The sequence below is a fragment of the Streptomyces sp. NPDC001904 genome (assembly GCF_040297005.1).
Taxonomy (GTDB): Bacteria; Actinomycetota; Actinomycetes; order Streptomycetales; family Streptomycetaceae; genus Streptomyces.
This window is the reverse complement of record NZ_JBEOYI010000008.1, coordinates 266,726-292,803: the sequence shown is the minus strand read 5'-3', so window position 1 is coordinate 292,803 and position 26,078 is coordinate 266,726. Positions and strand designations below refer to the sequence as shown.

At 70.4% G+C, this 26,078-nt stretch carries 21 protein-coding genes and 6 tRNA genes; 14 read left to right on the top strand and 13 right to left on the bottom strand.

What is annotated here, in order from left to right:
- The 3 genes from ABT127_RS16400 to ABT127_RS16390 all read right to left on the bottom strand — a co-directional run.
- Positions 1-1,983: DEAD/DEAH box helicase (locus tag ABT127_RS16400; protein ID WP_351449724.1), on the bottom strand; the 1,983-nt coding region annotated here is incomplete at its 3' end.
- Positions 1,984-2,222: 239 nt separating this feature from the next.
- Entirely contained in the window at positions 2,223-2,768 is a 546-nt protein-coding gene (locus ABT127_RS16395; RefSeq protein WP_351449722.1) for a hypothetical protein, read from the bottom strand.
- A 159-nt stretch (positions 2,769-2,927) separates the two neighbouring features.
- The gene (locus ABT127_RS16390) at positions 2,928-3,278 is read right to left on the bottom strand and encodes a metallopeptidase family protein (RefSeq protein WP_181512717.1); all 351 of its coding nucleotides are present in this window, start codon (positions 3,276-3,278) and stop codon (positions 2,928-2,930) included.
- A 58-nt stretch (positions 3,279-3,336) separates the two neighbouring features.
- Between ABT127_RS16390 and ABT127_RS16385 the strand changes: the two genes are divergently transcribed.
- The 4 genes from ABT127_RS16385 (at position 3,337) to ABT127_RS16370 (ending at position 5,315) form a co-directional block, all read left to right on the top strand.
- A complete protein-coding gene (locus ABT127_RS16385) occupies positions 3,337-4,953 on the top strand; it encodes a metallophosphoesterase family protein (protein WP_351449718.1) in 1,617 nt (538 codons plus the stop codon).
- A gap of 80 nt (positions 4,954-5,033) precedes the next feature.
- A tRNA-Glu gene (locus ABT127_RS16380) sits at positions 5,034-5,106 on the top strand.
- 37 nt (positions 5,107-5,143) lie between these two features.
- A tRNA-Asp gene (locus ABT127_RS16375) sits at positions 5,144-5,218 on the top strand.
- A gap of 23 nt (positions 5,219-5,241) precedes the next feature.
- Positions 5,242-5,315 (top strand) — tRNA-Phe (locus ABT127_RS16370).
- A 62-nt stretch (positions 5,316-5,377) separates the two neighbouring features.
- On the opposite strand, the gene ABT127_RS16365 is transcribed toward ABT127_RS16370, so the two are convergent.
- Positions 5,378-6,499 (bottom strand): ABC-2 transporter permease, encoded by a 1,122-nt coding sequence (locus ABT127_RS16365; RefSeq protein ID WP_351449715.1) that lies wholly within the window; start codon positions 6,497-6,499, stop codon positions 5,378-5,380.
- Positions 6,500-6,612: 113 nt separating this feature from the next.
- Here ABT127_RS16365 and hrpA point away from each other — a divergent pair, with 113 nt between their 5' ends.
- The 3 genes from hrpA to ABT127_RS16350 all read left to right on the top strand — a co-directional run bounded on the left by hrpA (position 6,613) and on the right by ABT127_RS16350 (position 11,167).
- Entirely contained in the window at positions 6,613-10,632 is a 4,020-nt protein-coding gene (gene hrpA / locus ABT127_RS16360) for an ATP-dependent RNA helicase HrpA (protein WP_351449713.1), read from the top strand.
- Positions 10,633-10,726: 94 nt separating this feature from the next.
- Positions 10,727-10,801, top strand: a tRNA-Asp gene (locus ABT127_RS16355).
- 123 nt (positions 10,802-10,924) lie between these two features.
- Positions 10,925-11,167, top strand: coding sequence for a DUF6274 family protein (locus tag ABT127_RS16350; RefSeq protein WP_351449711.1), 243 nt, complete (start codon positions 10,925-10,927; stop codon positions 11,165-11,167).
- 493 nt (positions 11,168-11,660) lie between these two features.
- Here ABT127_RS16350 and bldC read toward each other — a convergent pair whose 3' ends face one another.
- Positions 11,661-11,867 (bottom strand): developmental transcriptional regulator BldC, encoded by a 207-nt coding sequence (gene bldC / locus ABT127_RS16345; RefSeq protein WP_003949541.1) that lies wholly within the window; start codon positions 11,865-11,867, stop codon positions 11,661-11,663.
- Between the two features lie 475 nt (positions 11,868-12,342).
- A complete protein-coding gene (locus ABT127_RS16340; RefSeq protein ID WP_351449709.1) occupies positions 12,343-13,221 on the bottom strand; it encodes a DUF8083 family protein in 879 nt (292 codons plus the stop codon).
- A gap of 252 nt (positions 13,222-13,473) precedes the next feature.
- Between ABT127_RS16340 and ABT127_RS16335 the strand changes: the two genes are divergently transcribed.
- Both ABT127_RS16335 and ABT127_RS16330 read left to right on the top strand, forming a co-directional pair.
- Complete coding sequence (locus ABT127_RS16335; RefSeq protein WP_351449706.1) at positions 13,474-14,568, top strand: Leu/Phe/Val dehydrogenase; 1,095 nt, start codon at positions 13,474-13,476, stop codon at positions 14,566-14,568.
- A 274-nt stretch (positions 14,569-14,842) separates the two neighbouring features.
- Positions 14,843-15,109, top strand: coding sequence for a DUF3073 domain-containing protein (locus ABT127_RS16330; protein ID WP_111667558.1), 267 nt, complete (start codon positions 14,843-14,845; stop codon positions 15,107-15,109).
- 161 nt (positions 15,110-15,270) lie between these two features.
- Here the strand turns inward: ABT127_RS16330 and purM are convergent, their stop codons facing one another.
- Positions 15,271-16,338 carry a phosphoribosylformylglycinamidine cyclo-ligase gene (gene purM, locus ABT127_RS16325; protein ID WP_351449704.1) on the bottom strand — a complete coding sequence of 356 codons (1,068 nt, stop codon included), beginning with the start codon at positions 16,336-16,338 and terminating at the stop codon, positions 15,271-15,273.
- A gap of 43 nt (positions 16,339-16,381) precedes the next feature.
- A complete protein-coding gene (gene purF / locus ABT127_RS16320) occupies positions 16,382-17,908 on the bottom strand; it encodes an amidophosphoribosyltransferase (protein ID WP_351449701.1) in 1,527 nt (508 codons plus the stop codon).
- Between the two features lie 294 nt (positions 17,909-18,202).
- Here purF and ABT127_RS16315 point away from each other — a divergent pair, with 294 nt between their 5' ends.
- Positions 18,203-18,295, top strand: a complete 93-nt coding sequence (locus ABT127_RS16315; protein WP_343238130.1) for a putative leader peptide — start codon at positions 18,203-18,205, stop codon at positions 18,293-18,295.
- A gap of 167 nt (positions 18,296-18,462) precedes the next feature.
- A complete protein-coding gene (locus ABT127_RS16310; RefSeq protein WP_351449697.1) occupies positions 18,463-19,875 on the top strand; it encodes a sulfatase family protein in 1,413 nt (470 codons plus the stop codon).
- 58 nt (positions 19,876-19,933) lie between these two features.
- On the opposite strand, the gene ABT127_RS16305 is transcribed toward ABT127_RS16310, so the two are convergent.
- The 5 genes from ABT127_RS16305 to purS form a co-directional block, all read right to left on the bottom strand.
- Complete coding sequence (locus ABT127_RS16305) at positions 19,934-20,761, bottom strand: META domain-containing protein (protein WP_351449694.1); 828 nt, start codon at positions 20,759-20,761, stop codon at positions 19,934-19,936.
- 49 nt (positions 20,762-20,810) lie between these two features.
- The gene (locus tag ABT127_RS16300; protein WP_351449691.1) at positions 20,811-21,617 is read right to left on the bottom strand and encodes a maleylpyruvate isomerase family mycothiol-dependent enzyme; all 807 of its coding nucleotides are present in this window, start codon (positions 21,615-21,617) and stop codon (positions 20,811-20,813) included.
- 172 nt (positions 21,618-21,789) lie between these two features.
- Positions 21,790-24,039, bottom strand: coding sequence for a phosphoribosylformylglycinamidine synthase subunit PurL (gene purL, locus ABT127_RS16295; RefSeq protein ID WP_351449689.1), 2,250 nt, complete (start codon positions 24,037-24,039; stop codon positions 21,790-21,792).
- Entirely contained in the window at positions 24,036-24,719 is a 684-nt protein-coding gene (purQ, locus tag ABT127_RS16290) for a phosphoribosylformylglycinamidine synthase subunit PurQ (RefSeq protein WP_351449686.1), read from the bottom strand. The genes purL and purQ overlap by 4 nt, the downstream gene beginning before the upstream one ends.
- On the bottom strand, positions 24,716-24,982 hold the full coding sequence (gene purS / locus ABT127_RS16285; RefSeq protein ID WP_018529550.1) for a phosphoribosylformylglycinamidine synthase subunit PurS: 267 nt from the start codon (positions 24,980-24,982) through the stop codon (positions 24,716-24,718). The genes purQ and purS overlap by 4 nt, the downstream gene beginning before the upstream one ends.
- Positions 24,983-25,298: 316 nt before the next feature.
- Here purS and ABT127_RS16280 point away from each other — a divergent pair, with 316 nt between their 5' ends.
- From ABT127_RS16280 to ABT127_RS16270, 3 genes are all read left to right on the top strand, one after another.
- Positions 25,299-25,646, top strand: coding sequence for a histone-like nucleoid-structuring protein Lsr2 (locus ABT127_RS16280; RefSeq protein WP_351449682.1), 348 nt, complete (start codon positions 25,299-25,301; stop codon positions 25,644-25,646).
- Between the two features lie 147 nt (positions 25,647-25,793).
- Positions 25,794-25,865, top strand: a tRNA-Gly gene (locus ABT127_RS16275).
- A 79-nt stretch (positions 25,866-25,944) separates the two neighbouring features.
- Positions 25,945-26,020 (top strand) — tRNA-Gly (locus ABT127_RS16270).
- The last annotated feature ends 58 nt before the right edge of the window (positions 26,021-26,078 follow it).

The window sequence follows — 26,078 nt, the reverse complement described above, 5'->3', positions numbered from 1 at the left end:
GCGACGGAAGCCGCCACGGTCACCGGAGGGACGGTCGTCACGGCGGAAGCCGCCACGGTCGTTGTCACGACGCTCGAAGGAACGGCCACCACGGTCGTCACGGCGGTCGTTGTCCCGACGGTCGTCGCGACGGAAGCCGCCACGGTCACCGGAGGGACGGTCGTCACGGCGGAAGCCGCCACGGTCGTTGTCACGACGCTCGAAGGAACGGCCACCACGGTCATCGCGGCGGTCGTTGTCCCGACGGAAGCCACCACGGTCGCCGCGGTCGTTGTCCCGGCGGTCGTCGCGACGGTCACGGCGCTCGTAGTTGCCTCGCTCGTCACGGCGCTGACGCGGCTCGTACGAGGAACGCTCGGCGGGGCGCTCCTCCTGACGCGGCACCTCGGCGGCGGCGACGGCCTCGGCGGCCGCCTCGGTCGCGGCGGCCACGGCCGCGGCCACGCCCTCCTCGTCCTCGCCACGGTCACGGGCGGCACGGGCGGTGAGGCGGTCGGCCTCCTCGCGCAGCTCGGCGGCGCGCCGGGTGGCACGCTCCAGCTGCTTGGTCAGGGAGGAGACCTCGCGCTCGGCCTGCTGCGCGGCGTTGCCCGCGGACTCGGCCTGGACCTCGGTCATCGAACGGGCGCCGGTGATCTCGGCGACCTCCGGGTCGAACGCGGCGCCGCCCTGGATGATGTGGCGACCGGCGTCGACGCCCGCGTCCTCCATGAGACGGAAGATCTGGCGGCGCTGGTGCGGCAGCGACAGGGAGACGACGGTGCCGGTGCGGCCGGCACGCGCGGTGCGGCCCGCGCGGTGCAGGTAGTCCTTGTGGTCGCCGGCCGGGTCCACGTTCAGGACCAGGTCGATGCCGTCGACGTGGATACCGCGGGCGGCGACGTCGGTCGCGACCAGCGCGTTGACGTAACCGTCCTTGAAGTCGGCGAGGGTGCGGGTACGCGCGCCCTGCGTCATGCCGCCGTGCAGCGCGTCGGCCTTCACCCCGGCGTCGCGCAGCTGCTCGGCGATGCGGTCGGCGCCCAGCTGGGTGCGGACGAAGATGATCGTGCGGCCCTTGCGGGCGGCGATGGCCGCGGTGACCGGCGCCTTGTCCTTCGGCTTCACGATCAGGATGTGGTGCGACATGGTCGTGACGGCGCCCTGGGCGGCGTCGACCTCGTGGCTGACCGGGTCGTTCAGGTAGCGGGTGACGAGCGTCTTGATCTCGTTCTCCATGGTGGCGGAGAAGAGCATCCGCTGGCCGCCGGCCGGGACCTGGTCGAGCAGCTCGGTGACCTCGGGCAGGAAGCCCAGGTCGGACATCTGGTCGGCCTCGTCGAGGACGGCGACCTCGATGTTGCTGAGGTCACAGGCGCCGCGGTTGATGAGGTCGCGCAGTCGGCCCGGGGTGGCGACGAGGATGTCGACGCCGCGCTCCAGGGCGTAGATCTGGTTGCCCATCGAGGTACCGCCGCAGACGACCTTCATCTTCAGGCCGACCTGGTCGCCGTAGGGCTGCAGCGCGTCCGCGACCTGCATCGCGAGCTCACGGGTCGGGGTGAGGATGACGGCGCGCGGCTTGTGCTTCTCGCTGCGGCCGCCGGCCAGACGCGACAGCGTCGGCAGACCGAAGGAGAGGGTCTTGCCGGAGCCGGTGCGGCCACGGCCGAGGATGTCCTTGCCGGCCAGGGCGTCCGGGATGGTCGCGGCCTGGATCGGGAAGGGGGTGGTCACACCGTTCTGCGCGAGCTTGCGCACGACACCCTCGGGCAGACCGAGGTCCGCGAAGGTGATCGTGGGCTCGGCGTCCTCGGCGTCCTCGGCGATCTCGTCGGCCGCGTCGGTCTCGACGGCCGCGTCGTTCTCGGTGATCTCGTCGGCCGCGTCGTTCTCAGCGGTCTCGACGACGGTGGTGTCGAGGGCTTCGGTGGTCTCGACAGCCTCGGCGGGCTGCTCGGATCCGGCCTTCTCGGACACGGTGTTTTCAGTGGAAATGGACATGCGAAATGCGAAACCTTCCGGAGTCTCGGCACGCGCCCGTCAACTCCGTGTAATTGCGCTTTCGCAAGTCGACCGCCTCAATGCGGTCCAGCCACGGCAAGGGAGAGTACGCGCCACGCGGCGCTCTCTTAACGGCGCCGGGCAAATGGGATCAAACGATCTACCACCATACGCACCCCTCACCCCCCAAGGCAAACCGCCTCCCTGAGACTCGGGTCACAGCCCCCCGCCGCCCACGTCTATGCGGGGTCCCCCGCCCGGGGCGCGGGCACCCCGTCCACCGCGGGCCCGGACTGCTCGTGGGCCGACGACGACGGCTCGGCGGTCGTGGGCGACGGGGTCGGCGACGGCGACGGCGGCTCCTCGGTGGGCTCCGGCGACGACGGAGTGTCGCGCGGCGTCGAGGGCCTGGCCGTCGTGGAGGCGCGCGCGGACGTGGCGGTCCCCCGGCTCGGCGACGCGGCCGCCGGGCGCGACCCGGTCTCCGAGGGCGTCGGGGTGGCGGCGCCGGACCTCTCGCCCGCCGACGGTTCGGAGTCGCCGGCCTGGGTCCCCACCCCGCCCGCGCCGTCGGAGACCACCGTCCCGCCGTCCGGCGCGGTGCCCGCGCTCCGCGGCGAGGCGGACGGCGACGGTGCCGCGGGGCGGCCGTCGTCGGCGACGCTCATGCACCCGGCGGCCGCGGCGACGGCCACCGTGGTCACGGCGAGCCGGCCGACCGACCGGAAGAAGACACGGGGATCACGAGAGTCGCGGGAATCACGGGTGACGGACAGCGGGCGCACGGGCGGGCACCTCCGGGAGACCGGCAGGAGACGAGGTCACCGTCCCCAACTGGCACGCCCCTCGGGAGGACACGCAGCGGCACACGGACGGGACACGGCCGTCACGAGCAGCGCACGAACCCCGCACAAACCACGACCGGGAGCGACCGGAAGCGACCGTCAGCCGTACCCCAGGGCGTGCAGCCGGGCGTCGTCGATCCCGAAGTGGTGCGCGATCTCGTGCACCACGGTGATCTCCGTCTCCGCGACCACGTCCTCCCGCGAGGCGCACATGCGCAGCGTCGGCCCCCGGTAGACCGTGATCCGGTCCGGGAGCACCCCGGCGTACCACTCGCCCCGGTCGGTCAGCGGCGTGCCCTCGTAGAGCCCGAGCAGTTCGGGATCGTCCGCGGGCGGCTCGTCCTCCACGAACACCGCGACGTTGTCCATGAGTCGCGTCAACTCGGGCGGAATCCGGTCGAGCGCCTCGGCCACCAGTTCCTCGAACTCCTCGCGCGTCATCTCCAGCACAGCTCCATTGTCCGGTACAACCCGCATATCGACCCGCCCACTTGGGCATACGGGAGCAATGGTCCGCTCGCCCGCAGCAGCCACCCGTCGAGCCCTCCGCCGGATCCGGGCGCTCCCCCAGGTCCGCGGCGCACGGGGCACCGGTGGCGGCCCGGGATCACCGCGGAGCCCGCGCCGCACCCGTCACCCGCGCCTCGCCCAGGAACTGGTCCACCAGCCCCACCCGTTCGCGCGCGCCCTCGGCCTCGTCGCGGTGGTGCTGCTGGGCGCCTGGCTCGGCCTGCTGATCGTCGGCAGCGTGCGGGCCCCGGTGGGCCCCATGGACACCCGGATGACCCTGCGCCCCTCCCTCACAGGCGGCACCAAGATCAACGTGTCGCCGCTGGGCGCCCTGGAACTCGACTCCCACACCGCCCCCATCCGCCTCGACGTGGACGTGGACCAGCTCGACCCGGCCCGCTCCCAGGAACTGGTGGACCACCCCGAGCGCTTCTCGGGGCTCCAGGACGAGGTGGCCCGCGACGTCGAGCACGGCACCGCGGACCTGGCGATCCGCTCCTGCGTGGCGGTCGTCTCCGGCGCGACGGCGCTCGGCCTCGCCGTCTACCGCCGCCCGCGCCGCGCCCTGGCCGCCGGCGGCCTCGCCCTCGCCCTCCTCGCGGCATCGGGCGCGACCGCGTACGCGACCTGGAACCCGAAGTCGGTCCTGGAGCCGAAGTTCTCCGGACTGCTCTCCTCCGCACCCTCCGTCGTCGGCAACGCGCGCTCGATCGTCACCGAGTTCGACGTCTACCAGAAGGAGTTGGCGCGGCTCGTCACCAATGTCACCCAGCTCTACGACGTGACGTCCACGCTGCCCACGTACCAGCCGGACCCTTCGACCATCCGGGTGCTGCACGTCTCGGACATCCATCTCAACCCGGCGTCCTGGAAGATCATCGCCTCTCTCGTCGAGCAGTACCGGATCTCGGTGATCGTCGACACCGGCGACACGATGGACCACGGCTCGGCCGCGGAGAACGCCTTCCTCGACCCGATCAAGGACCTGGGCGCGCCCTACGTCTGGATCCGCGGCAACCACGACTCCGAGAAGGACACCCAGGCGTACCTCTCCGACAAGAAGCGCTTCAAGAACGTCCACGTCCTCGACGACGGCCGGGCCGTCACGGTCGCCGGGCTGCGCTTCGCCGGCACCGGCGACCCGCAGTACACCCCGGACCGCTCGACGGTGGCCCAGGGCGATCCGGCGGAGCGGATGGCGGGCCTGCGGCTCGCTTCGGCCATCCGTGACCAGGAGGCGGCGGGCACCCCGGTCGACATCGCCCTCGCGCACGAGCCGGCCGCGGCGAAGGAGGTCGACGGCACCGTCCCGCTGGTCCTGGCCGGGCACATCCACCACGAGCAGATGGACGTCCTCCCGCTCGGCACCCGGCTGCGTGTCGAGGGCTCGACCGGCGGCAGCGGACTGCGGGCCGTCGACAACGCGGGCGGCCACCCCGATCCGGTCGAGGCGTCGGTGCTCTACCTGGACCGCTCCACCAGGCGCCTGCAGGCCTGGGACGAGATCCGGCTGGGCGGCCTGGGCCTGACGAAGGCCGAGGTCAGCCGCCACCTCCCCAAGGAGAACCAGCCCGGCGCCACCCCCTCGCCGAGCGCGCCGAGCGGGTCCCCGTAAACCGTTTTGGCGATAGCTCCCCGCATCCCATATGCTTCTCACGTCCCCGACGCGCTGCGAAGCGCGCAGGCGGGCCGATAGCCCTCATCGTCTAGCGGCCTAGGACGCCGCCCTTTCAAGGCGGTAGCACGGGTTCGAATCCCGTTGGGGGCACGCAAAACCGTGTGCGACACTGTTGCACGCACAGCTTGGTCCTGTGGAGCAGTTTGGAGTGCTCGCCACCCTGTCAAGGTGGAGGCCGCGGGTTCAAATCCCGTCAGGACCGCTGCAGTTCCTCGTGAACTGCGTGGCTGGGTAGCTCAGTTGGTACGAGCGATCGCCTGAAAAGCGATAGGTCGCCGGTTCGATCCCGGCCCCAGCCACTTCATCGAAGGCCCCGTCTGCGGACGGGGCCTTCGGCGTTCCCGGGCCGTCCCGCGCGGGCTCAGACCGCCGCCGCGTGCAGCGGCTGGGTGCCCCGGCCGCCCGGGTGCCGGTGCCGCCAGAACCAGAAGAGGCCCGAGGAGAGCACCGCCCAGCCGCCGAGCACCAGGAACGGGAACGCGTGCTGGTGGCCCTGGAAGTAGACCGCCGTGTGCTGGGCGTTCACGGACGCGCCCGGCGGCAGCCACTGGCCGATGCGGCCGAGGACCGTCGGCAGCAGCGGGGGCGCCACCGCGCCGCCCGACGCCGGGTTGCCGACCAGGACCAGCAGGCCCCAGGTCGGGATCATCGCCCAGCGGTGGAAGAACGTGTTGAACATCGTGAAGACCATCCCGCACGTGAACATCGTCAGCGAGAGGATCAGCCACGACTCCACGAACGGCAGATCGAGCGCGCCGAGCCCCCAGTCGACGACCGCCGCCACCGCGAACCCGCCGAGCAGCGCGTACGCGACCGTGGCCACGATCCGCTCCGCCGGGTTCAGGCCGCGCGCGTGCACGCTCAGCTGGATCGCCCCGACGAAGCCGATGATCACGGCCGCCAGAGAGATGTAGAAGATCGCCAGGCCGCGCGGGTCGCCGCTCTGCAGCGGATTCAGGTCTTTCACCGTCACCGGGACGCCGGTCTCCTTGCTGACCTGCGGCGCCGACTCGGTGAAGACCTGGGCCACCGAGACCCCGGACGCGCTGGAGACCTCCAGATCGACCCGGGAGCCGTCGCCCCGCACGTCCAGGACCGCGTAGACCCGCTGCTCGTCGATGGCCGTGCGGGCCGCCTCCCGGGTGTCGTAGTGCTTCAGCTCCAACTGGGCGTCCAGCGCCTTCTCCATCGCCCCGACGAACGCGCTGCGCCGCGCCGCGTCCCGCTCGCCGGTCACGCCGGTCGGGATGTGGTGCGGGGTCGGGTTCGCCATGGAGTACGTGTAGGAGGCGGCGAACAGGGCCGCCGCCGCGGCCAGGATGAACGTCAGGACGACCGCGGGCAGGAACGGTGACCTCTTGAAGCCCGCCCAGCGGTCCGCCCGGGTCGGCGGGCGGCCGTGCGCACCGTGCGCGGTGGGCCCCGCGGGCTCACTGTGCGGCGGATGGGGGCGCGGTTGTTCCTCGTCGGGCAGCGGCGACATACCTGCACGCTAATTCAGTCATAAGCCGCATACATCCCGAGAGCGGTGCGCGGGGCCGACCCAGCCAAAACCGTTCGCCACGGATTTCCCCGAGGTGAGATCCTGGAGCACGTATGTCTACGCAGCCTGCTCCCGCCGCCGCCGATCAGTTCGCCGCCCTCGCGCGGCGGCTGTCCGAGCTGTCCCTCCGCGACGCGCACCGGCTCGGGCGCAGGCTCGAGGGTGCCCGCAAGATCCGCAAGCCCGAGGCCCGCGCCGCCGTCCTGGCGGAGCTCGGCGCCGAGGCCGACAAGGCCGGGGTCCGCACGGCCGTGCGCCGCGAGCGCCGCGAGGCCCTCGCCGTCACGTACCCCGAGCAGCTTCCGGTCAGCCAGAAGAAGGACGAGATCGCCGACGCGATCCGCGACCACCAGGTCGTGATCGTGGCCGGTGAGACCGGCTCCGGCAAGACCACGCAGATCCCCAAGATCTGCCTGGAGCTGGGCCGGGGCGTGCGCGGCATGATCGGCCACACCCAGCCCCGCCGGATCGCGGCCCGCACGGTCGCCGAGCGCGTCGCCGACGAGCTGCACACGCCGCTGGGCGAGGCGGTCGGCTGGAAGGTCCGGTTCACGGACCAGGTCGACCAGGACGGTACGTTCGTCAAGCTGATGACGGACGGCATCCTGCTCGCCGAGATCCAGACGGACCGGGAGCTGCGCGCCTACGACACGATCATCATCGACGAGGCCCACGAGCGGTCCCTCAACATCGACTTCCTGCTCGGGTACCTGGCGCAGCTGCTGCCGAAGCGCCCGGACCTGAAGGTCGTCATCACCTCGGCGACCATCGACCCCGAGCGCTTCTCGCGGCACTTCGGCGACGCCCCGATCGTCGAGGTCAGCGGCCGCACGTATCCGGTCGAGGTCCGCTACCGCCCGCTCCTCGAAGAGGATTCGGACGACTCCGACCGCGACCAGATCACCGCGATCACGGACGCGTGCGAGGAGCTGATGGCCGAGGGCGCCGACGGCGACATCCTCGTCTTCCTCTCCGGCGAGCGCGAGATCCGGGACACCGCGGACGCGCTGGAGAAGAAGAAGTACAGATTCACCGAGGTGCTGCCGCTGTACGCGCGGCTTTCGCACGCCGAGCAGCACCGGGTCTTCCAGCAGCACACGGGCAGACGCATCGTGCTCGCGACGAACGTCGCGGAGACCTCGCTGACCGTCCCGGGCATCAAGTACGTCATCGACCCCGGCACCGCCCGCATCTCGCGCTACAGCCACCGGACGAAGGTGCAGCGGCTGCCCATCGAGCCGGTCAGCCAGGCCAGTGCCAACCAGCGCAAGGGCCGCTGCGGCCGTACGAGCGACGGCATCTGCGTCCGCCTCTACTCCGAGGACGACTTCCTCGCCCGCCCGGAGTTCACGGACGCCGAGATCCTGCGCACCAACCTCGCCTCCGTCATCCTCCAGATGACCGCGGCCGGCCTCGGCGACATCGAGAAGTTCCCCTTCATCGACCCGCCGGACCACCGCAACATCCGCGACGGCGTGCAGCTGCTCCAGGAGCTGGGCGCGCTGGACCCGAGCGAGAAGGACCACCGCAAGCGCCTCACGCAGCAGGGCCGCAAGCTCTCCCAGCTGCCCGTCGACCCGCGCCTGGCCCGGATGGTCCTGGAGGCCGACAAGAACGGCTGCGCGCGCGAGGTCATGGTGATCGCGGCCGCGCTGTCCATCCAGGACCCGCGCGAGCGCCCCTCCGACAAGCAGGCGCAGGCCGACCAGCAGCACGCCCGCTTCAAGGACGAGACCAGCGACTTCCTGGCGTTCCTGAACCTGTGGCGCCATGTGCGCGAGCAGCAGAAGGAGCTGGGCTCCTCGGCGTTCCGCCGCATGTGCAAACGCGAGTTCCTCAACTTCCTGCGCATCCGCGAGTGGCAGGACATCTACACGCAGCTGCGCACCGTGGCCAAGCAGATGGGCATCCATCTGAACGAGGAGGACGCCCCCGGCGACTCCATCCACGTCTCCCTGCTGTCCGGTCTGCTCTCGCACATCGGCATGAAGGACGTGAAGGAGTCCAAGGAGTCCGCGCAGAAGGACCCGAAGCAGGCGGGCCGCGACCGCGGCCGCAACGAGTACATCGGCGCCCGCAACGCGAAGTTCGCGATCTTCCCCGGCTCGGCCCTCTTCAAGAAGCCCCCGCGCTTCGTGATGTCGGCCGAGCTGGTCGAGACGTCCCGGCTCTGGGCGCGGGTGAACGCGAGGATCGAGCCCGAGTGGGTCGAGCCGCTCGCCGAGCACCTGCTCAAGCGCACGTACAGCGAGCCGCACTGGGAGAAGGACCAGGCCGCCGTGATGGCGTACGAGAAGGTGACGCTGTACGGCGTCCCGCTCGTCGCCCAGCGGAAGATCAACTACGGCCGGATCGACCCCGAGGTCTCGCGCGAACTGTTCATTCGCAACGCCCTGGTCGAGGGCGACTGGCGGACGCACCACAAGTTCTACGCCGACAACCGCAGGCTCCTCACCGAGGTCGAGGAGCTGGAGCACCGGGCGCGGCGCCGCGACATCGTGGTCGACGACGACACCCTCTACGACTTCTACGACCAGCGGGTCCCCGAGCACGTCGTCTCGGGCGCCCACTTCGACTCCTGGTGGAAGCACAAGCAGAAGGAGGAGCCCGAGCTCCTCGACTTCGAGCGCTCCATGCTGATCCGCGAGTCCGCGGAGGCGGTCACCAAGGCCGACTATCCGGACAGCTGGCGGCAGGGCGCCCTCAAGTTCCGGGTGACGTACCAGTTCGAGCCCGGCGCGGACGCCGACGGTGTCACCGTCCACATCCCGCTCCAGGTGCTCAACCAGGTCACGGACGCGGGCTTCGACTGGCAGATCCCGGGCCTGCGCGAGGACGTGGTCGTGGAGCTGATCCGCTCCCTGCCCAAGCCGATCCGGCGCAACTACGTCCCGGCCCCGAATTTCGCGAAGGCGTTCCTGGACCGGGCCGTGCCGTTGCAGGAGCCGCTGCCGACCACGCTGGCGCGCGAGTTGCAGCGGATGGTCGGCGTCCCGGTGAAGGCCGACGACTTCGACCTCACCCGCGTACCCGACCACCTGAAGATCACGTTCCGGATCGTCGACGAGCGGCGCCGCAAGCTGGCCGAGGACAAGGACCTGGAGGCGCTCAAGCTCCAGCTGCGTCCGAAGGCCCGGCAGGCCATCTCCCAGGCCGCGGCCGCCACCGCCGAGCGCGCGGGCGGCCCGTCGGTCGAGCGGACGGGTCTGACGGACTGGACGATCGGCACCCTGTCGAAGGTCTTCGAGACCCGGCGGGCCGGCCAGCCGGTCAAGGCGTACCCGGCGCTGGTCGACGACGGACCGACGGCGAACACGGTGTCCGTACGGCTCTTCGACAGCGAGGCCGAGCAGGCGCGGGCCATGTGGCAGGGCACCCGCCGGCTGATCCTGCGCAGCATCCCGGTGAACCCGGCGAAGTTCGCCTCGGACAAGCTGAACAACGCGGCGAAGCTGGCCCTGTCCGCGAACCCGCACGGCTCCGTCCAGGCCCTCTTCGAGGACTGCGCGACGGCCGCGGCGGACAAGCTCGTCGCGGACTTCGGCGGCCCGGCCTGGGACGAGGAGTCGTACCGCGCGCTCTACGAGAAGGTGCGCGCGGAGATCGTCGACACGACCGTGCACACCGTCGACCAGGTACGGCAGGTGCTCGCCGCCTGGCAGGCCTGCGAGCGCCGCCTGAAGTCCATGCGGAGCCCGACGCTGCTGGCCAACCTCCAGGACGTGCGCGCCCAGCTGGACGCCCTGGTGAAGCCCGGCTTCGTCACGGCCACCGGACTGCGCCGGCTCGGCGATCTGATGCGCTATCTGGTCGCGGCCGACCGGCGGTTGCAGCAGATGCCGACGGGCGCCCAGCGGGACACCTCCCGCATGGAGAAGGTCCACGAGATGCAGGACGAGTACGCGTGGCTGCTGGAGCAGATGCCGCAGGGCCGGCCGGTGCCCCAGGCGGTCCTGGACATCCGCTGGATGATCGAGGAGCTGCGGGTCAGCTATTTCGCGCACGCCCTGGGCACCGCGTACCCGGTGTCGGACAAGCGGATCGTGAAGGCGATCGACGCCCAAGTGCCGTGACGGAGCAGGCACGCTCGGTGAGTTCGACCGGCGGGCCTGCACTGCTGTAGAGTCCTACTCGCAGCGCAGGGAAGAACGAAGCGCCGCAAATCCTGGTCCTGTGGAGCAGTTTGGAGTGCTCGCCACCCTGTCAAGGTGGAGGCCGCGGGTTCAAATCCCGTCAGGACCGCAGTAGAGGAAGCCCCGCACCGATGGTGCGGGGCTTCTTGCGTTCCCCGCACCGCCCTTGACGCCGCCGCCCGCCGACCGGTAGTCCGGAAACCACTGCCCGGCCGGGGCCAGGAGGTGGCGCATGGCAGCAGCCAGACACGAGACGCGGGCCCTGCTGCGCGCCCACCTCGCCGCCGCGTCCGGCCATCGCCACCTCACCCGCCACTGCCCGGTCTGCCACCGCCTCCTGCGGCTCGCCATGGACCCGGCCGCGGACGCGGCGACGGACCCGGCGGATCCGGCCACACGTGCCGTCGCAGAGGCCCTGGAGGGCCGCGAGAGCGCCCCGGAGGGCGACGGGGACGAAAGTCCCCCGAAGGCATGACCAAAGCCGACCCACGAACCCCTCAACTGGTGGGAGCCTGAAGAGAGTCGGAGGACCCGAGGCCGGCCCGAAACCGCCGGCATCTCCTCTAGCGCACCAGTGTCATCCGCAACAAGCTGCAGGGCGTGTGACGGGTGTCACCGAACTAGTTTTGGAAACACCGTTTCTTACACCCCTCCTACAACTCCTCAATTTAATATGTGCAATTGCACCACCTTCACAGGCGTCCGCCGGCGACCGATCAGGGTCCGACAAGAGCACGCACAGATCCCCGCCGCAGAGCGGCCCGCGCGCACAAAAAAGATCGCGCTGGACCCGGCGGAGTCCAGCGCGATCGACGACGCGCCCGTGCCGCTGTGGAGATGACGCTTCAGCGGGCTCTTCGGAAGAAGGGGGTCCGTTGGGGCGGACCCGCGTCGAGTGGAGCTATGGGGTGGGCGCGGTACGGGTTGGGGGGCCCGAAACGCCCGGTGTTACAGCGATATGCGGTGCCTCAGGCCTCGCTGCGCTGCTGGGGGATGCCCGCCAGCAGTGCGCGGACCTCGGCCTCGCGGTAGCGGCGGTGTCCGCCGAGCGTGCGGATCGACGTGAGCTTGCCAGCCTTCGCCCAGCGCGTGACCGTCTTCGGGTCGACGCGGAACATCGTGGCGACCTCAGCCGGGGTCAGCAGCGGCTCGGCATCAGGGGTGCGAGCGGTCATGAGCGGCCTCCTCGGGAGAACCGAACCTTCTCGGTTCTTTCCTTTAAATTCTGCACCTTGACCCGCGTTGCCCGATATGGCGGACACGGGTCGAGTCGGTTATAGGACGAACGGCTTGTCCTCGGCACTACAACTACACCATCCGTCCAGCCACGTCGGCCAAACCGATGGAATTGCCCTCCCAGGTGTTCATCAGCGACGGAAGCCGATGGACCATGCCATAGCGGACAGTCACGCCACAGTGACGATCAGTCACAGAGCGATCAGGAGCCATCAGACCCCCCACAGACAGTGCAATGCTGAGGTATCCGTCCATGGTTGGACTTAGATGGACGGATGGAGCCCTCCCCGGACTCCTTGTCCTATTTTGGCACGAGGAGGGGTGATGGACGCAAGGGCCCCGTAAGTGCGGTCCGTCACGCTTGAGGCATACGCCCGGATCAGGACGTAGGTCCTAAGACCGCCGCACAGGACGTCAGTTGGCGAACTGCCGGTCCCGCACCGCGCGCCAGCGCTCCACGAGCCGCAGGTACACCTCGCCCGCCCCGTCACCGTCACCGGAGCGCAGCGCCGCGATGCCCTCGGCCACGTCCGCCGCCGAGTGGTCCTCGTCGAGCAGCCCGGCCGGCAGCGCGTGCACCAGTCCGCCGTAGTCCAGTTCGACGTACGAACGCGGGTGGAACTCCTCCAGCCAGCGCCCCACATCTACCAGGCCGTCGATGAGCGGCCCCTCGTCCATTGCGTCCCGCAGCGCCCGCAGTCCGCGCGCCACCCGCCGCCGGGCCTGCACCATCGGGGTCCGGTAGCGCAGGTACGGGTCCTCCGGGCAGCCTTCGCCGCCCTCGCCGCCCTCGCCGCTCCCGCCGCCCTTCGGCGCGTACTCCCGCTCCTCGTCCGCGACGAGCACGAACCAGTTCAGCGGCACCTGCCAGATCGACGTCCGGATCCAGGGCCGGGCGTCGGGGTTGCGCTCCAGCCAGCGTTCGTAGTCGGCCGCCGCCTGCCGGCGCACCACCGGCGGCAGCACCGCGTCCAGGACCGGGTCCGGCAGCTGCTCCGCCAGCCCGCCGAGCGCCTGCCAGCCACGCAGCCGGGTCCGCCACGGGCACACGCACAGCACGCCCTCGACCTCGATCACGAACGCGTCGTCGCTCTCGTGCACCGGCACCGCGACGGGCGGCGTGGGCACCAAGTCGGCCAGGGAGCGCCGGAGTTCGTCCTGGTAGGACGGGCGGCGGTCACGGCGCGCATAGCGCTCCCAGTGGCCGCGCTCCGGCTGCGGGAAGGCCGCGAGCGGCTCGTAGACGCGCAGGTACGCCGCGTACGGGACGGTCACCGAGGACACCTTGGGCACGGCTGCTCCCTCCCCCCGCCCGAAGGCCGGAAACCCTGAAAGCACTGCATATCGTCCCACTGGGCCCCGGGTCGGGACGCGGCGGGATTCGACGGTACGTCGCGGGGCCCGCGACGCGAGAGAGTGATCCTCGGCACTGCGCCCGTGGCGGGCCCACGCAGGTTCTAGTCTCTTGCCCACGCACCACCACGGACGCCCGCCACCCGTACGGGTATCCGCTCAACCGCCGCTATGTACTTGGGAGTCACCACAGTGACCGATGTGACCGGCGCGCCCGCTGACGTCCTGCACACCCTCTTCCACTCGGATCAAGGGGGGCATGAGCAGGTCGTCCTCTGCCAGGACCGCACCAGCGGCCTCAAGGCCGTCATCGCCATCCACTCGACCGCCCTGGGCCCGGCCCTCGGCGGCACGCGCTTCTACCCCTACGCCTCCGAGGCGGAGGCCGTCGCCGACGCGCTCAACCTCGCCCGCGGCATGTCGTACAAGAACGCCATGGCCGGACTCGACCACGGCGGCGGCAAGGCCGTGATCATCGGCGACCCGGACACCGTGAAGAGCGAGGAGCTGCTGCTCGCCTACGGCCGTTTCGTGGCCTCCCTCGGCGGGCGCTACGTGACCGCGTGCGACGTCGGCACCTATGTGGCCGACATGGATGTCGTCGCACGCGAGTGCGACTGGACGACGGGGCGCTCCCCGCAGAACGGCGGGGCCGGCGACTCCTCCGTCCTCACCGCCTTCGGCGTCTTCCAGGGGATGCGGGCCAGCGCCCAGCACCTGTGGGGCGACCCGGCGCTGCGCGGGCGCACGGTCGGCATCGCGGGCGTGGGCAAGGTGGGGCACCACCTGGTCGAGCACCTCCTGGCCGACGGCGCCGAGGTCGTGATCACCGATGTGCGCCCGGAGTCGGTGCGGCGGATCACCGACCAGCACCCCGAGGTGCGGGTCGCGGCCGACACGGACGCGCTGATCCGGGAGCCCGGCCTCGACGTCTACGCGCCGTGCGCGCTCGGCGCCGCGCTGAACGACGACACCGTGCCCGTCCTGACCGCGAAGGTGGTGTGCGGCGCGGCCAACAACCAGCTCGCGCACCCGGGCGTCGAGAAGGACCTCGCCGACCGCGGGATCCTCTACGCGCCGGACTACGTGGTCAACGCGGGCGGCGTCATCCAGGTCGCCGACGAGCTGCACGGCTTCGATTTCGACCGCTGCAGGGCGAAGGCCGCGAAGATCTTCGACACCACCCTCGGGATCTTCGCTCGCGCAAAGTCTGACGGGATTCCGCCGGCCGCCGCGGCCGACCGGATCGCCGAACAGCGCATGGCGGAGGCGCGCGGGCGGGTGTGATCCGCCGGTGATCGGGCTCCGCGGGTAAGAAGAGTCACGCCGATCGGCGGGTCGCCCGCCGAGAAGAGGTTAAAATCGCAGCTGACCAGCGAGGACAGGGCTCCTTGCTGGTCCTGTGCACAGGCGCGTCCTGCGGGCGACGTACCGTATGGCCGTGGGCTCAGGTACCGTGGAAGCCCTACGGACCGGTCTCTCTGCGGAGAGCCCGTTCCAGATCATGAACGCGTGTCAAGACTCTGGGGCCGTGAAGCCCCATCACCGAGGGGGTCGAGCCATGGGGCGCGGCCGGGCAAAGGCCAAGCAGACGAAGGTCGCCCGCCAGCTGAAGTACAGCAGCGGCGGGACTGACCTGTCGCGTCTGGCCAATGAGCTGGGCGCATCGACGTCGAATCCAGTATCGAATCAGCCGCCGAACGGTGAGCCTTTCGAGGACGACGACGAGGAAGACGACCCGTACGCCCGCTATGCGGATATGTACGACGACGACGAGGAAGACGACTCCGACGAGTCGGGCCCTTCGTCGCAGCGCCGCGGCGCTTGACCTCGTAATACATCGAGCACGAGCACACTGAGTACATCGAGCACATCGGGCATTTTCAGCGCGTAACCCGCTTCTGATCATTGCTGCACTCACCCGGTCCGGGTGGTATTCACGCCGGACCGGGTTTTGTGCTGCTCCGCGCGCGCCGCGCGGCGGCGCCCCTACTTCCCGTACGTGCCGGTCAGCTCGGCGCCCGTCGCGTGGTCGCCGCGCTCGGTGATCTCGCCGGCCACCCACGAGTCGACCCCGCGGTCGGCGAGGGTCGCGAGGGCGACGTCCACCGAGTCCTGCGGGACGATCGCCATCATGCCGACGCCCATGTTCAGCGTCTTCTCCAGCTCCAGAAGCTCGACCTGGCCCGCCGTGCCGACGAGGCCGAAGATCGGGTCCGGGGTCCAGGTGGCGCGGTCGACCGTGGCGTGCAGGCCGTCCGGGATCACCCGGGCCAGGTTGGCCGCGAGGCCGCCGCCCGTGATGTGGCTGTAGGCGTGGACCTGGGTGGTGTTCGTGAGCGCCAGGCAGTCCAGGGAGTAGATCTTCGTCGGCTCCAGGAGCTCCTCGCCGAGCGTGCGGCCCAGCTCGTCCATATGCCGGTCGAGCGTCAGGCCCGCGCGGTCGAAGAGGACGTGGCGGACCAGCGAGTACCCGTTCGAGTGAAGACCGGAGGACGCCATGGCGATCACGGCGTCACCCGTGCGGATGCGGTCCGGGCCCAGCAGGTTGTCGTGCTCCACGACGCCCGTACCGGCGCCCGCGACGTCGAAGTCGTCCGGGCCGAGCAGGCCCGGGTGCTCGGCCGTCTCGCCACCGACCAGGGCGCAGCCCGCGAGGACGCAGCCCTCGGCGATGCCCTTCACGATGGCGGCGACACGCTCCGGGTGGACCTTGCCGACGCAGATGTAGTCCGTCATGAAGAGCGGCTCGGCGCCGCAGACGACGATGTCGTCCATGACCATCGCGACGAGGTCGTGCCCGATGGTGTCGAAGACGCCCATCTGGCGCGCGATGTCGACCTTCGTGCCGACACCGTCGGTGGCGGAGGCCAGGAGCGGGCGCTCGTACTTCTTCAGGGCGGAGGCGTCGAAGAGGCCGGCGAAGCCGCCGAGGCCGCCGAGGACCTCGGGGCGCTGCGTCTTCTTCACCCACTCCTTCATCAGCTCTACGGCGCGGTCGCCGGCTTCGATGTCGACGCCCGCGGACGCGTAGCTGGCACCAGTGGTCTCAGACATGGCCTGGGATCTTTCGGGTTGGAGAAAACGAAGACTCGAAGGACTACGGGCGACGGATCGCGTCGGCCGCGGCCGTGGCGGCGGGTCCCGCGGCCAGTTCCGTCTCCAGGAGCTGCTTGCCGAGCAGTTCCGGGTCGGGGAGATCCATCGGGTACTCGCCGTCGAAGCAGGCGCGGCAGAGGTTCGGCTTGTCGATGGTCGTGGCCTCGATCATGCCGTCGATGGAGATGTAGGAGAGGGAGTCCGCCCCGAGGGAGGTACCGATCTCGTCGACCGACATGCCGTTGGCGATCAGCTCGGCGCGGGTCGCGAAGTCGATGCCGAAGAAGCAGGGCCACTTCACCGGCGGCGACGAGATCCGGATGTGGACCTCCGCCGCGCCGGCCTCGCGGAGCATGCGGACCAGGGCGCGCTGGGTGTTGCCGCGCACGATCGAGTCGTCGACGACGACCAGACGCTTGCCCTTGATGACTTCCTTGAGGGGGTTCAGCTTCAGCCGGATGCCGAGCTGGCGGATCGTCTGGGAGGGCTGGATGAAGGTACGGCCCACATAGGCGTTCTTCACCAGGCCCGCGCCGAACGGGATGCCGGAGGCCTCCGCGTAGCCGATCGCGGCGGGGGTGCCGGATTCCGGAGTCGCTATGACCAGATCGGCCTCGACCGGAGCTTCCTTCGCCAGCTTGCGGCCCATCTCCACCCGGGAGAGGTAGACGTTCCGGCCCGCGATGTCGGTGTCGGGGCGGGCGAGGTACACGTACTCGAAGACACAGCCCTTGGGCTTTGCTTCGGCGAAGCGGGAGGTTCGCAGGCCGTTCTCGTCGATGGCGACGAACTCGCCCGGCTCGATCTCCCGGACGTACGCGGCACCGCAGATGTCCAGCGCCGCGGACTCGGAGGCGACCACCCAGCCGCGCTCCAGGCGGCCGAGGACCAGCGGGCGGATGCCCTGCGGGTCGCGGGCGGCGTACAGCGTGTGCTCGTCCATGAAGACGAGCGAGAAGGCGCCCTGGACCTGGGGCAGCACCTTGCCGGCCGCCTCCTCGATCGTCAGGGGCTTGCCGTCCTCGTCGACCTGTCCGGCGAGCAGCGCCGTGACCAGGTCGGTGTCGTTGGTGGCCGCCACCTGCGTGGCGCGGCCGTTCTCCTTGGGGAGCTCGGCGACCATCTCGGCGAGCTGCGCCGTGTTGACCAGGTTGCCGTTGTGACCGAGCGCGATCGAACCGTGCGCGGTGGCGCGGAACGTCGGCTGGGCGTTCTCCCACACGGAGGCTCCGGTGGTCGAGTAGCGGGCGTGACCGACCGCGATATGACCTTGGAGGGAACCGAGGGAAGTCTCGTCGAAGACCTGGGAAACGAGCCCCATGTCCTTGAAGACGAGGATCTGGGAGCCGTTGCTGACCGCGATTCCCGCGGATTCCTGACCCCGATGCTGGAGGGCGTAGAGCCCGAAGTACGTGAGCTTTGCGACCTCTTCGCCCGGAGCCCAGACACCGAAGACGCCGCAAGCGTCCTGGGGGCCCTTCTCGCCGGGGAGCAGATCATGACTGAGTCGACCGTCACCACGTGGCACGGCACCGAGTGTAGACGTGATCGACCACTGGTCCGAATTGGGGACATGGGGTTGGGGCGTTGACGGGGCGTGGGAGGCCGTCGCCGAAGCCGCCCGCGGTGGCCCCGGCCGTGCCCCTGGCCGCTGGACAAAGATCCAAGGGCACCCTTCTGACCTGCACAGACGCAGTGAGTACGGAGGTCTTCGGGGGCGCGGCGCCGAATGTGACCCATGTCGCTGCCGTGCCGGGGCGCCGGTCCGGAGTGCGGACGCCCCGTTGACACTGGCACGTCACGCTCGGCAAGGTGCTGGATCATGCAGCCCCTCAGTGACCGCACGGTCACCCTTGTGGAGCGCCGCCACGTCGACCTGGTCCGTGTCGCGAGCGCCATCTGTCGCTGCGTCTGAGCTCCGCTCGTCGCCTGATCCTTCCTCGGCCGTGATCTCCGGTTGAGGTCTTTTCGGGGCGGTTCCGTCTGCCCTGTCCTCTTTGTTTGCGGGCTGTCGGCCGTCCTCGGTTGCTCGCGCCGTTCCCCGCGCCCCTGAAGGGGCGCCACCTCACCGGAGTCCTTCCTATGACCCCGCATGCCTCCAACCTGTCCCGTCGTGCCGCTCTCGGTGGGGCCGCCGTCGCCGCGCTCGGTGTCACGGCCGCGCCCGCGGCCGCCGAAGCACCCCGCGAGACCGCGTTCCGTGCCGCCCCCGGCAGACGCTCGAAGCGGCCCAACATCCTGTTCATCCTGGGTGACGACCTGGGCTGGGCCGATCTCTCCTCGTACGGCGCGCCCCACATCAGGACGCCGAACCTGGACCGGCTGGCCCGGCAGGGCGTCCGCTTCACCGACGCGTACAGCGGCTCGGCGACCTGCTCACCGACCCGCTTCAGCCTCTACACGGGCCGCTACCCGGGGCGGACGAAGGGCGGGCTCGCGGAGCCGATAGCCGACCGGTCCGTCGGGCTCGACCCCAACCACCCCACGCTCGCCTCGCTGCTGCGCGGCGCGGGCTACTCGACCGCGCTGATCGGCAAGTGGCACTGCGGGTATCTGCCGGACTACTCGCCCACCAAGTCCGGCTGGGACGAGTTCTTCGGCAACTTCGGCGGGGCCCTGGAGTACTACTCGAAGCTGGGGCTCGGCGGCGAGTACGACCTGTTCGCGGGCGATGTGAAGGAGGGCGACGCCGAGTACAAGGACCTGCGGTACTACACGCGGATCCTCACCGAGCGGGCGAGCGAGTACGTGCGCCGGGACCACGGGGACCAGCCGTGGCTGCTCAATCTGAACTTCACCACCCCGCACTGGCCGTGGATCGCCGACGGGGACGAGAAGGAGAGCGCCGAGGTCGTCCGGAAGATCAGGGCCGGGGACGGGCGGGCGCTGTTCCACACCGACGGCGGGTCCGTGGAGAAGTACGCGGAGATGGTCGAGGACCTGGACCGGTCGGTGGGCAAGGTCCTCGCCGCCCTGAAGGAGTCGGGCCGGGAGAAGGACACCCTCGTCTTCTTCGCCTCCGACAACGGCGGTGAGCGCTTCTCGTACAACTGGCCGCTGTCCGGCAACAAGGCGTCCCTCCAGGAGGGCGGCATCCGGGTGCCGACCATCGTGCGCTGGCCGGCCAGGATCGACGGCGGGCAGGTCAGCCACGAGCCGGTCTTCACCCCGGACTGGACGGCGACCCTGCTGGAGATCGGCGGTGCCCGGCCCGACCCGGCCCACCCGCTCGACGGCACCAGCCTCGCCGGGTATCTGCTGCGCGGTGCGGAGCTGAAGGAGCGCGATCTGTTCTGGCGGGTGCGCGGGGAGCGGGCCGTGCGCCGGGGCGACTGGAAGTACTACCGGGGCAAGGGCGGCGCGGACCAGCTGTTCGACCTCTCCGCCGACCGGCGCGAGCAGGCCGACCGGGCCGCCGACGAGCCCGCGCTGCTGGCCGAGCTGAAGGCGGTGTGGGAGAAGACGGACAAGACCCTGCTGCCGTACCCCTCCTGACGGCCCGCCGGCGCCGGAGTCGGGCCGCGGAGTCGGGCCGCGGAGTCGGGCCGCGGAGTCAGGCGCCGGCGGTCAGGGTGATCGCGGTGCCGTCGGCCGCCCGCACGGTCAGGGTGTCGCCCTGGATGTCGTAACTCGTCCGCCCCTTGAGGACGGTCCGCATCGTCTGCTCCACGTCGGACGCCTCGCCGACGCACCCCATCTTGGTGGAGGTCAGCGGGCCGAAGGTGATGTGGCCGTCGCGGGCGGTGGCCTTGGCCCCGCCGCTGTTGCAGCCGAGGCGGGCGCTGACCGTGCCGTCCTTGGCGAAGACGAGGCGGGCCCGGCCCTCGGCGGCCTTCGGCAGCGACTCGGTGTTGTCGTCCGCGCCGAGACCCGTGACGGTCCACTTGGTGCCGACGAGCGGGGCGTCGCGCTGCTCGACCAGGGAGATCGTGGCGCCGTCGGGTCCGGTGAGGGTCAGCCGCGCGGGGTCGTCGCCGGAGGCCTTGACGGCGTTCTCGGCGGCGAGGGCGCGGGCGAGGTCCTTCTCGAAGGCGCGCTGCTTCTTGTCCTCGCAGTACATCTTCGTGGTGGCGGACCGGTCCAGGGCGACACCGGCGTCGGTGACGGTGGCCCGGGCGTCGAAGCGGTTGCAGCCGTAGTTGCCGCGGACCCGCCGGTCCGAGACGAACTCCAGGTAGGTGCCGCGCGGCGCCCTGGTCGTCGTCCCGTCCACGGTCATGCTCCGCACGGTCCAGTGGACGCCGGCGACCGGGGCTCCGCCGACCTTCACCGAGCCGGGGGCGTTCTCGTTTCCGCAGGCCGTGACCGTGGCGAGGGTGGCCACGGGCAGGGCCGCGAGGAGCAGGAAGCGTGGGGCGCGGGGCTTGCGTTGCGTGAACATGCCGATTCGACGGGACCGCCCCGCCGATCGGTTCCGTCCGGCAGCCGGATCAGGCCATGATCGGCAGCAGGGCCGCCAGATCCGCCCGCTCGCCACTGGCGCTGACGAGCGCGTCGTCGAGCGCCGCCTTCCACGACGTACGCCCCGTGGCCAGGCGGATCCAGGTGAGCGGGTCGGTCTCCACCACGTTCGGCGGGGTGCCGCGGGTGTGCCGGGGGCCCTCGACGCACTGGACGACCGCGAACGGCGGGATCCGGACCTCGGTGGAGCCGCCGGGCGCCCTGGCGGCGAGCGCGTCGGCGAGGAACCGGGTCGCCGCGGCCAGCAGCTGCCGCTCGACGGGCAGGGCGAGCGCGGGCAGCGCGTCGTTCAGGTCGTCGGTGTGGACGGCGAGTTCGACGGCGCGGGTGACGAGGACGTCGGTCAGGGTCATCGTGCCGACCCGGTGCGCCACGGGCCGTGCGCCGTCGACGCCCGGCGGCAGATACGCGTCGAGCCCGGCGGCGACGCGTGCGTACAGCTCGTCCGGCGGCGCGCTGTCCGCCAGCTCCCGGACGCCGGACGCGATGGCGGGGGCGGCGGGCGCGGTCAGGAACGGATAGTCGAGCAGCGCAAGATCGGCCCGGGCCGGGGCGGGCTCGGCGAGCCCGCGCGGCAGCATGCCCACGGCCATGGTGATGTGCGCGGCCAGCTCCCGCACCGTCCAGTCGCCGAGCCGGGTGGGCGCCGCGAGCTGCTCGGGCGTGAGCGCCCCGACGGCCTCGCGCACCGCGGCGAACTGGGCCAGCACGGCGGTCCTGAGCTTCTCGGAGTCGTAGGAGCGCGCGCGCTTCCTGGGGGTCTTGGGCGGGGCCATGCCCGTGACCCTACGCCCGCACCGCGAAGCCGTTGAGGCCCTTTGCGAGCAGGGCGCTCGTCAACGCGCCGACCACGCCGGACAGCCGGGCCGCGGCGGCGGAGAGCCGAAGCGTCGGCGGAAGGCCCCGCCCGGAGGAATCCGGGGCGGGGCCTTCGCACACGTACGACCGTCAGCCGAAGATGCCCGGGAGCGTCTCCTCGTGTGCCACCCGCAGCTCGGCGAGCGACAGGGCGAACTCGCCCTGCACGTCCACCGCGTCGCCGTCCACGACACCGATGCGGGTGACGGGCAGACCGCGCGCCCCGCACATGTCGTTGAAGCGGAGCTCCTCGCTGCGCGGGACCGACACGACCGCGCGGCCCGCCGACTCCGAGAAGAGGAACGTGAACGCGTCCAGACCGTCCGGGACGATCAGGCGCGCGCCCTTCCCGCCGAGCAGCGCCGACTCGACCACGGCCTGGATCAGACCGCCGTCGGACAGGTCGTGCGCGGCGTCGATCATGCCGTCGCGCGAGGCGGAGATCAGGATCTCGCCGAGCAGCCGCTCGCGCTCCAGGTCGACCTTCGGCGGCAGACCGCCGAGGTGGTCGTGGACCACCTGCGACCAGGCCGAACCGCCGAACTCCTCGCGGGTGTCGCCGAGCAGGTAGAGGAGCTGGCCCTCTTCCTGGAAGGCGACCGGGGTGCGCCGGGCCACGTCGTCGATGACGCCCAGGACCGCGACGACCGGCGTCGGGTGGATCGCCGCCTCGCCCGTCTGGTTGTAGAGCGAGACGTTGCCACCGGTCACCGGGGTGCCGAGCTGGAGGCAGCCGTCGGCGAGACCGCGGATGGCCTCGGCGAACTGCCACATGACGGCCGGGTCCTCGGGCGAACCGAAGTTCAGGCAGTCGGAGACCGCGAGCGGCTTGGCACCGGTGGTGGCGACGTTGCGGTACGCCTCCGCCAGCGCGAGCTGCGCGCCCGCGTACGGGTCGAGCTTCGCGAACCGGCCGTTGCCGTCCGTCGCGAGGGCGACACCGAGGCCGGACTCCTCGTCGATGCGGATCATGCCCGAGTCCTCGGGCTGCGCGAGGACGGTGTTGCCCTGCACGAAGTGGTCGTACTGCTGGGTGATCCACTTCTTCGACGCCTGGTTCGGCGACGCGACCAGCGCGAGCACCTGCTGCTTCAGCTCGTCCGCGGTCGTCGGCCGGGGCAGCTTGTTCGCGTCGTCGGCCTGGAGCGCGTCCTGCCACGCGGGGCGGGCGTAGGGGCGCTCGTAGACCGGGCCGTCGTGCGCGACCGTGCGCGGGTCGACGTCGACGATCTTCTCGCCGTGCCAGAAGATCTCCAGGCGGTCGCCGTCGGTCACCTCACCGATGACGGTGGCGATGACGTCCCACTTCTCGCAGATCTCCAGGAAGCGGTCGACCTTCGAAGGCTCCACGACGGCGCACATGCGCTCCTGCGACTCGCTCATGAGGATCTCCTCGGGCGAGAGCGTGGAGTCGCGCAGCGGTACGTCGTCCAGCTCGACGCGCATGCCGCCCGAGCCGTTGGACGCCAGCTCGCTGGTGGCGCAGGAGATGCCCGCGGCACCGAGGTCCTGGATGCCGACGACGAGCTTCTCGGCGAACGCCTCCAGGGTGCACTCGATGAGCAGCTTCTCCTGGAAGGGGTCACCGACCTGCACCGCCGGGCGCTTCGACGGCTTGGCGTCGTCGAAGGTCTCGGAGGCCAGGATGGAGGCGCCGCCGATGCCGTCGCCACCCGTGCGGGCGCCGTACATGATGACCTTGTTGCCCGCGCCGGACGCCTTCGCGAGGTGGATGTCCTCGTGCCGCATGACGCCGATGGCACCGGCGTTGACCAGCGGGTTGCCCTGGTAGCAGGAGTCGAAGACGACCTCGCCGCCGATGTTCGGCAGGCCCAGGCAGTTGCCGTAGCCGCCGATGCCGGCGACGACGCCGGGCAGCACGCGCTTGGTGTCGGGGTGGTCGGCCGCGCCGAAGCGCAGCGGGTCCACGACGGCGACCGGGCGGGCGCCCATGGCGATGATGTCGCGCACGATGCCGCCGACGCCGGTGGCCGCGCCCTGGTAGGGCTCGACGTACGACGGGTGGTTGTGCGACTCGACCTTGAAGGTGACGGCGTAGCCCTGGCCGACGTCCACGACACCGGCGTTCTCGCCGATGCCGACGAGCATCGCGTCGGACTGCGGGGCCTTCTCGCCGAACTGGCGCAGGTGCACCTTGGACGACTTGTACGAGCAGTGCTCGGACCACATGACCGAGTACATGGCGAGCTCGGCGCCGGTCGGGCGGCGGCCGAGGATCTCCACGACCCGCTCGTACTCGTCCTTCTTCAGGCCGAGTTCGGCCCAGGGGAGCTCGACGTCGGGGGTCTTGCTCGCGTTCTCTACGGTGTCGAGGCTCATGAGGCGGCGACCAGCTTCTTGAGGATCGAGGTGAAGAAGGGGAGGCCGTCGGTGCGGCCGGACCCGATCAGCGGTTCCACGGCGTGCTCCGGGTGCGGCATCAGGCCGACGACGTTGCCCGCCTCGTTGGTGATGCCGGCGATGTCACGGAGCGAGCCGTTGGGGTTCACGTCCAGGTACCGGAAGACGACGCGGCCCTCCGCCTCCAGCATGTCGAGGGTGCGCTCGTCGGCGACGTAGCGGCCGTCCATGTTCTTCAGCGGGATGTGGATCTCCTGGCCCGCCTCGTAGTCGGACGTCCAGGCCGTGCCCGCGTTCTCCACCCGCAGCTTCTGGTCGCGGCAGATGAAGTGCAGGTGGTCGTTGCCCAGCATCGCGCCGGGGAGCAGGTGGGCCTCGGTGAGGACCTGGAACCCGTTGCAGATGCCCAGGACGGGGAGGCCCGCCCTCGCCTGGTCGATCAGGGTCTCCATGACCGGCGAGAACCGCGAAATGGCGCCCGCGCGCAGGTAATCGCCGTAACTGAAACCGCCCGGCAGGACCACCGCGTCGACCTGCTTCAGGTCCTTGTCCTTGTGCCAGAGAGCGACCGGCTCCGCGCCCGCGAGGCGGATCGCGCGCTGGGTGTCCCTGTCGTCGAGGGATCCCGGAAAGGTGACGACGCCAATACGAGCGGTCACTTTTCGGCTCCCGCGACAAGCTCCTCGACCTTGACGGTGAAGTTCTCGATCACGGTGTTGGCGAGGAAGGTTTCCGCCAGCTCGTGGATACGGGCGAGCGCGGCGTCGTCCACCGGCCCGTCCACTTCGAGCTCGAAACGCTTTCCCTGGCGGACGTCGGAGATGCCGTCGAAACCGAGGCGCGGCAGCGCACGCTGCACCGCCTGGCCCTGGGGGTCGAGGATCTCCGGCTTGAGCATGACGTCGACTACGACGCGTGCCACTGGCACTCCCGGTGTGTGGTGCTGAGCAGGTCCGTTCAGAGTACCCGCCCAAATCTTCTACTCGCGTAGACAGTAGGAATCTACGAGAGCCGCATCACGTTACGGCAACGACATCAGATCCGCACGGAAAATTAAGGGAAAGACACCGAAAGACACCGGCATATCTACGACGACAGACACGCGGAGGTTTTTAAATGGTCTTCCCTCCGCAATGCCGGACAAGGTAAAAAGGAATGGGCAGAAACCGGAAACAGACCGGAACAGTCGACATCTCCGCACGTCAAAGCGGGGATGCCGGACGAAGGGACCGATATTCGTGGCGCAGCGTGTCGTGGTCACTCTCTTTGACGACATCGACGGCTCAGAAGCGGCGGAAACGGTCGCCTTCGGTCTCGACGGCAAGTCGTACGAGATCGACCTGAACCCAGCCAATGCCAAACAGCTCCGCAAGGCGCTGGCCCCGTACCTCCAGGCCGGCCGCAAGCGGAACGGCAAGGCCGCCAGGACGGAGAAGACGGCCAGGACGGCCAAGGTGTTCAAGCACACGGCCGTGAACCCGGACCCGGCCGCCGTGCGCGCCTGGGCCCGCTCGAACCGACTGGACGTGCCGCCGCGCGGCCGCATCCCCAAGCGGATCTACGAGGAGTTCGCGAAGGCCAACTGAGGTCGCGCACGGGGCCGGGCCGGTCCGTCCGGCCACCCCGTCAGATGCCCCTCGCGGCAACCGACTTGCGCTGCACCCCCGGCGGTCGGCTAGAGTCTGGAGCACGCCGAGGGGCAAGGCCGCAGGGCCGGACCCCACGGAGTACATGCGGGTGTAGTTCAGTAGTAGAACATCCCCCTTCCAGGGGGAAGGCGCAGTGTGCAATTCCTGTCACCCGCTCTGCATCGCGTACCGACCGCCCTTCGGGGTGCGGTAGGCTGGTGCTCGCGCCGATCAGTGAGAGCTGGTCGGAGGCAATGCGAACGTAGCTCAGTTGGTAGAGCGCAACCTTGCCAAGGTTGAGGTCGCGAGTTCGAACCTCGTCGTTCGCTCCAGTTCCGAAGGCCCGGATCCCCCAGGGATCCGGGCCTTCGGCGTATCCGGCACCCGGCC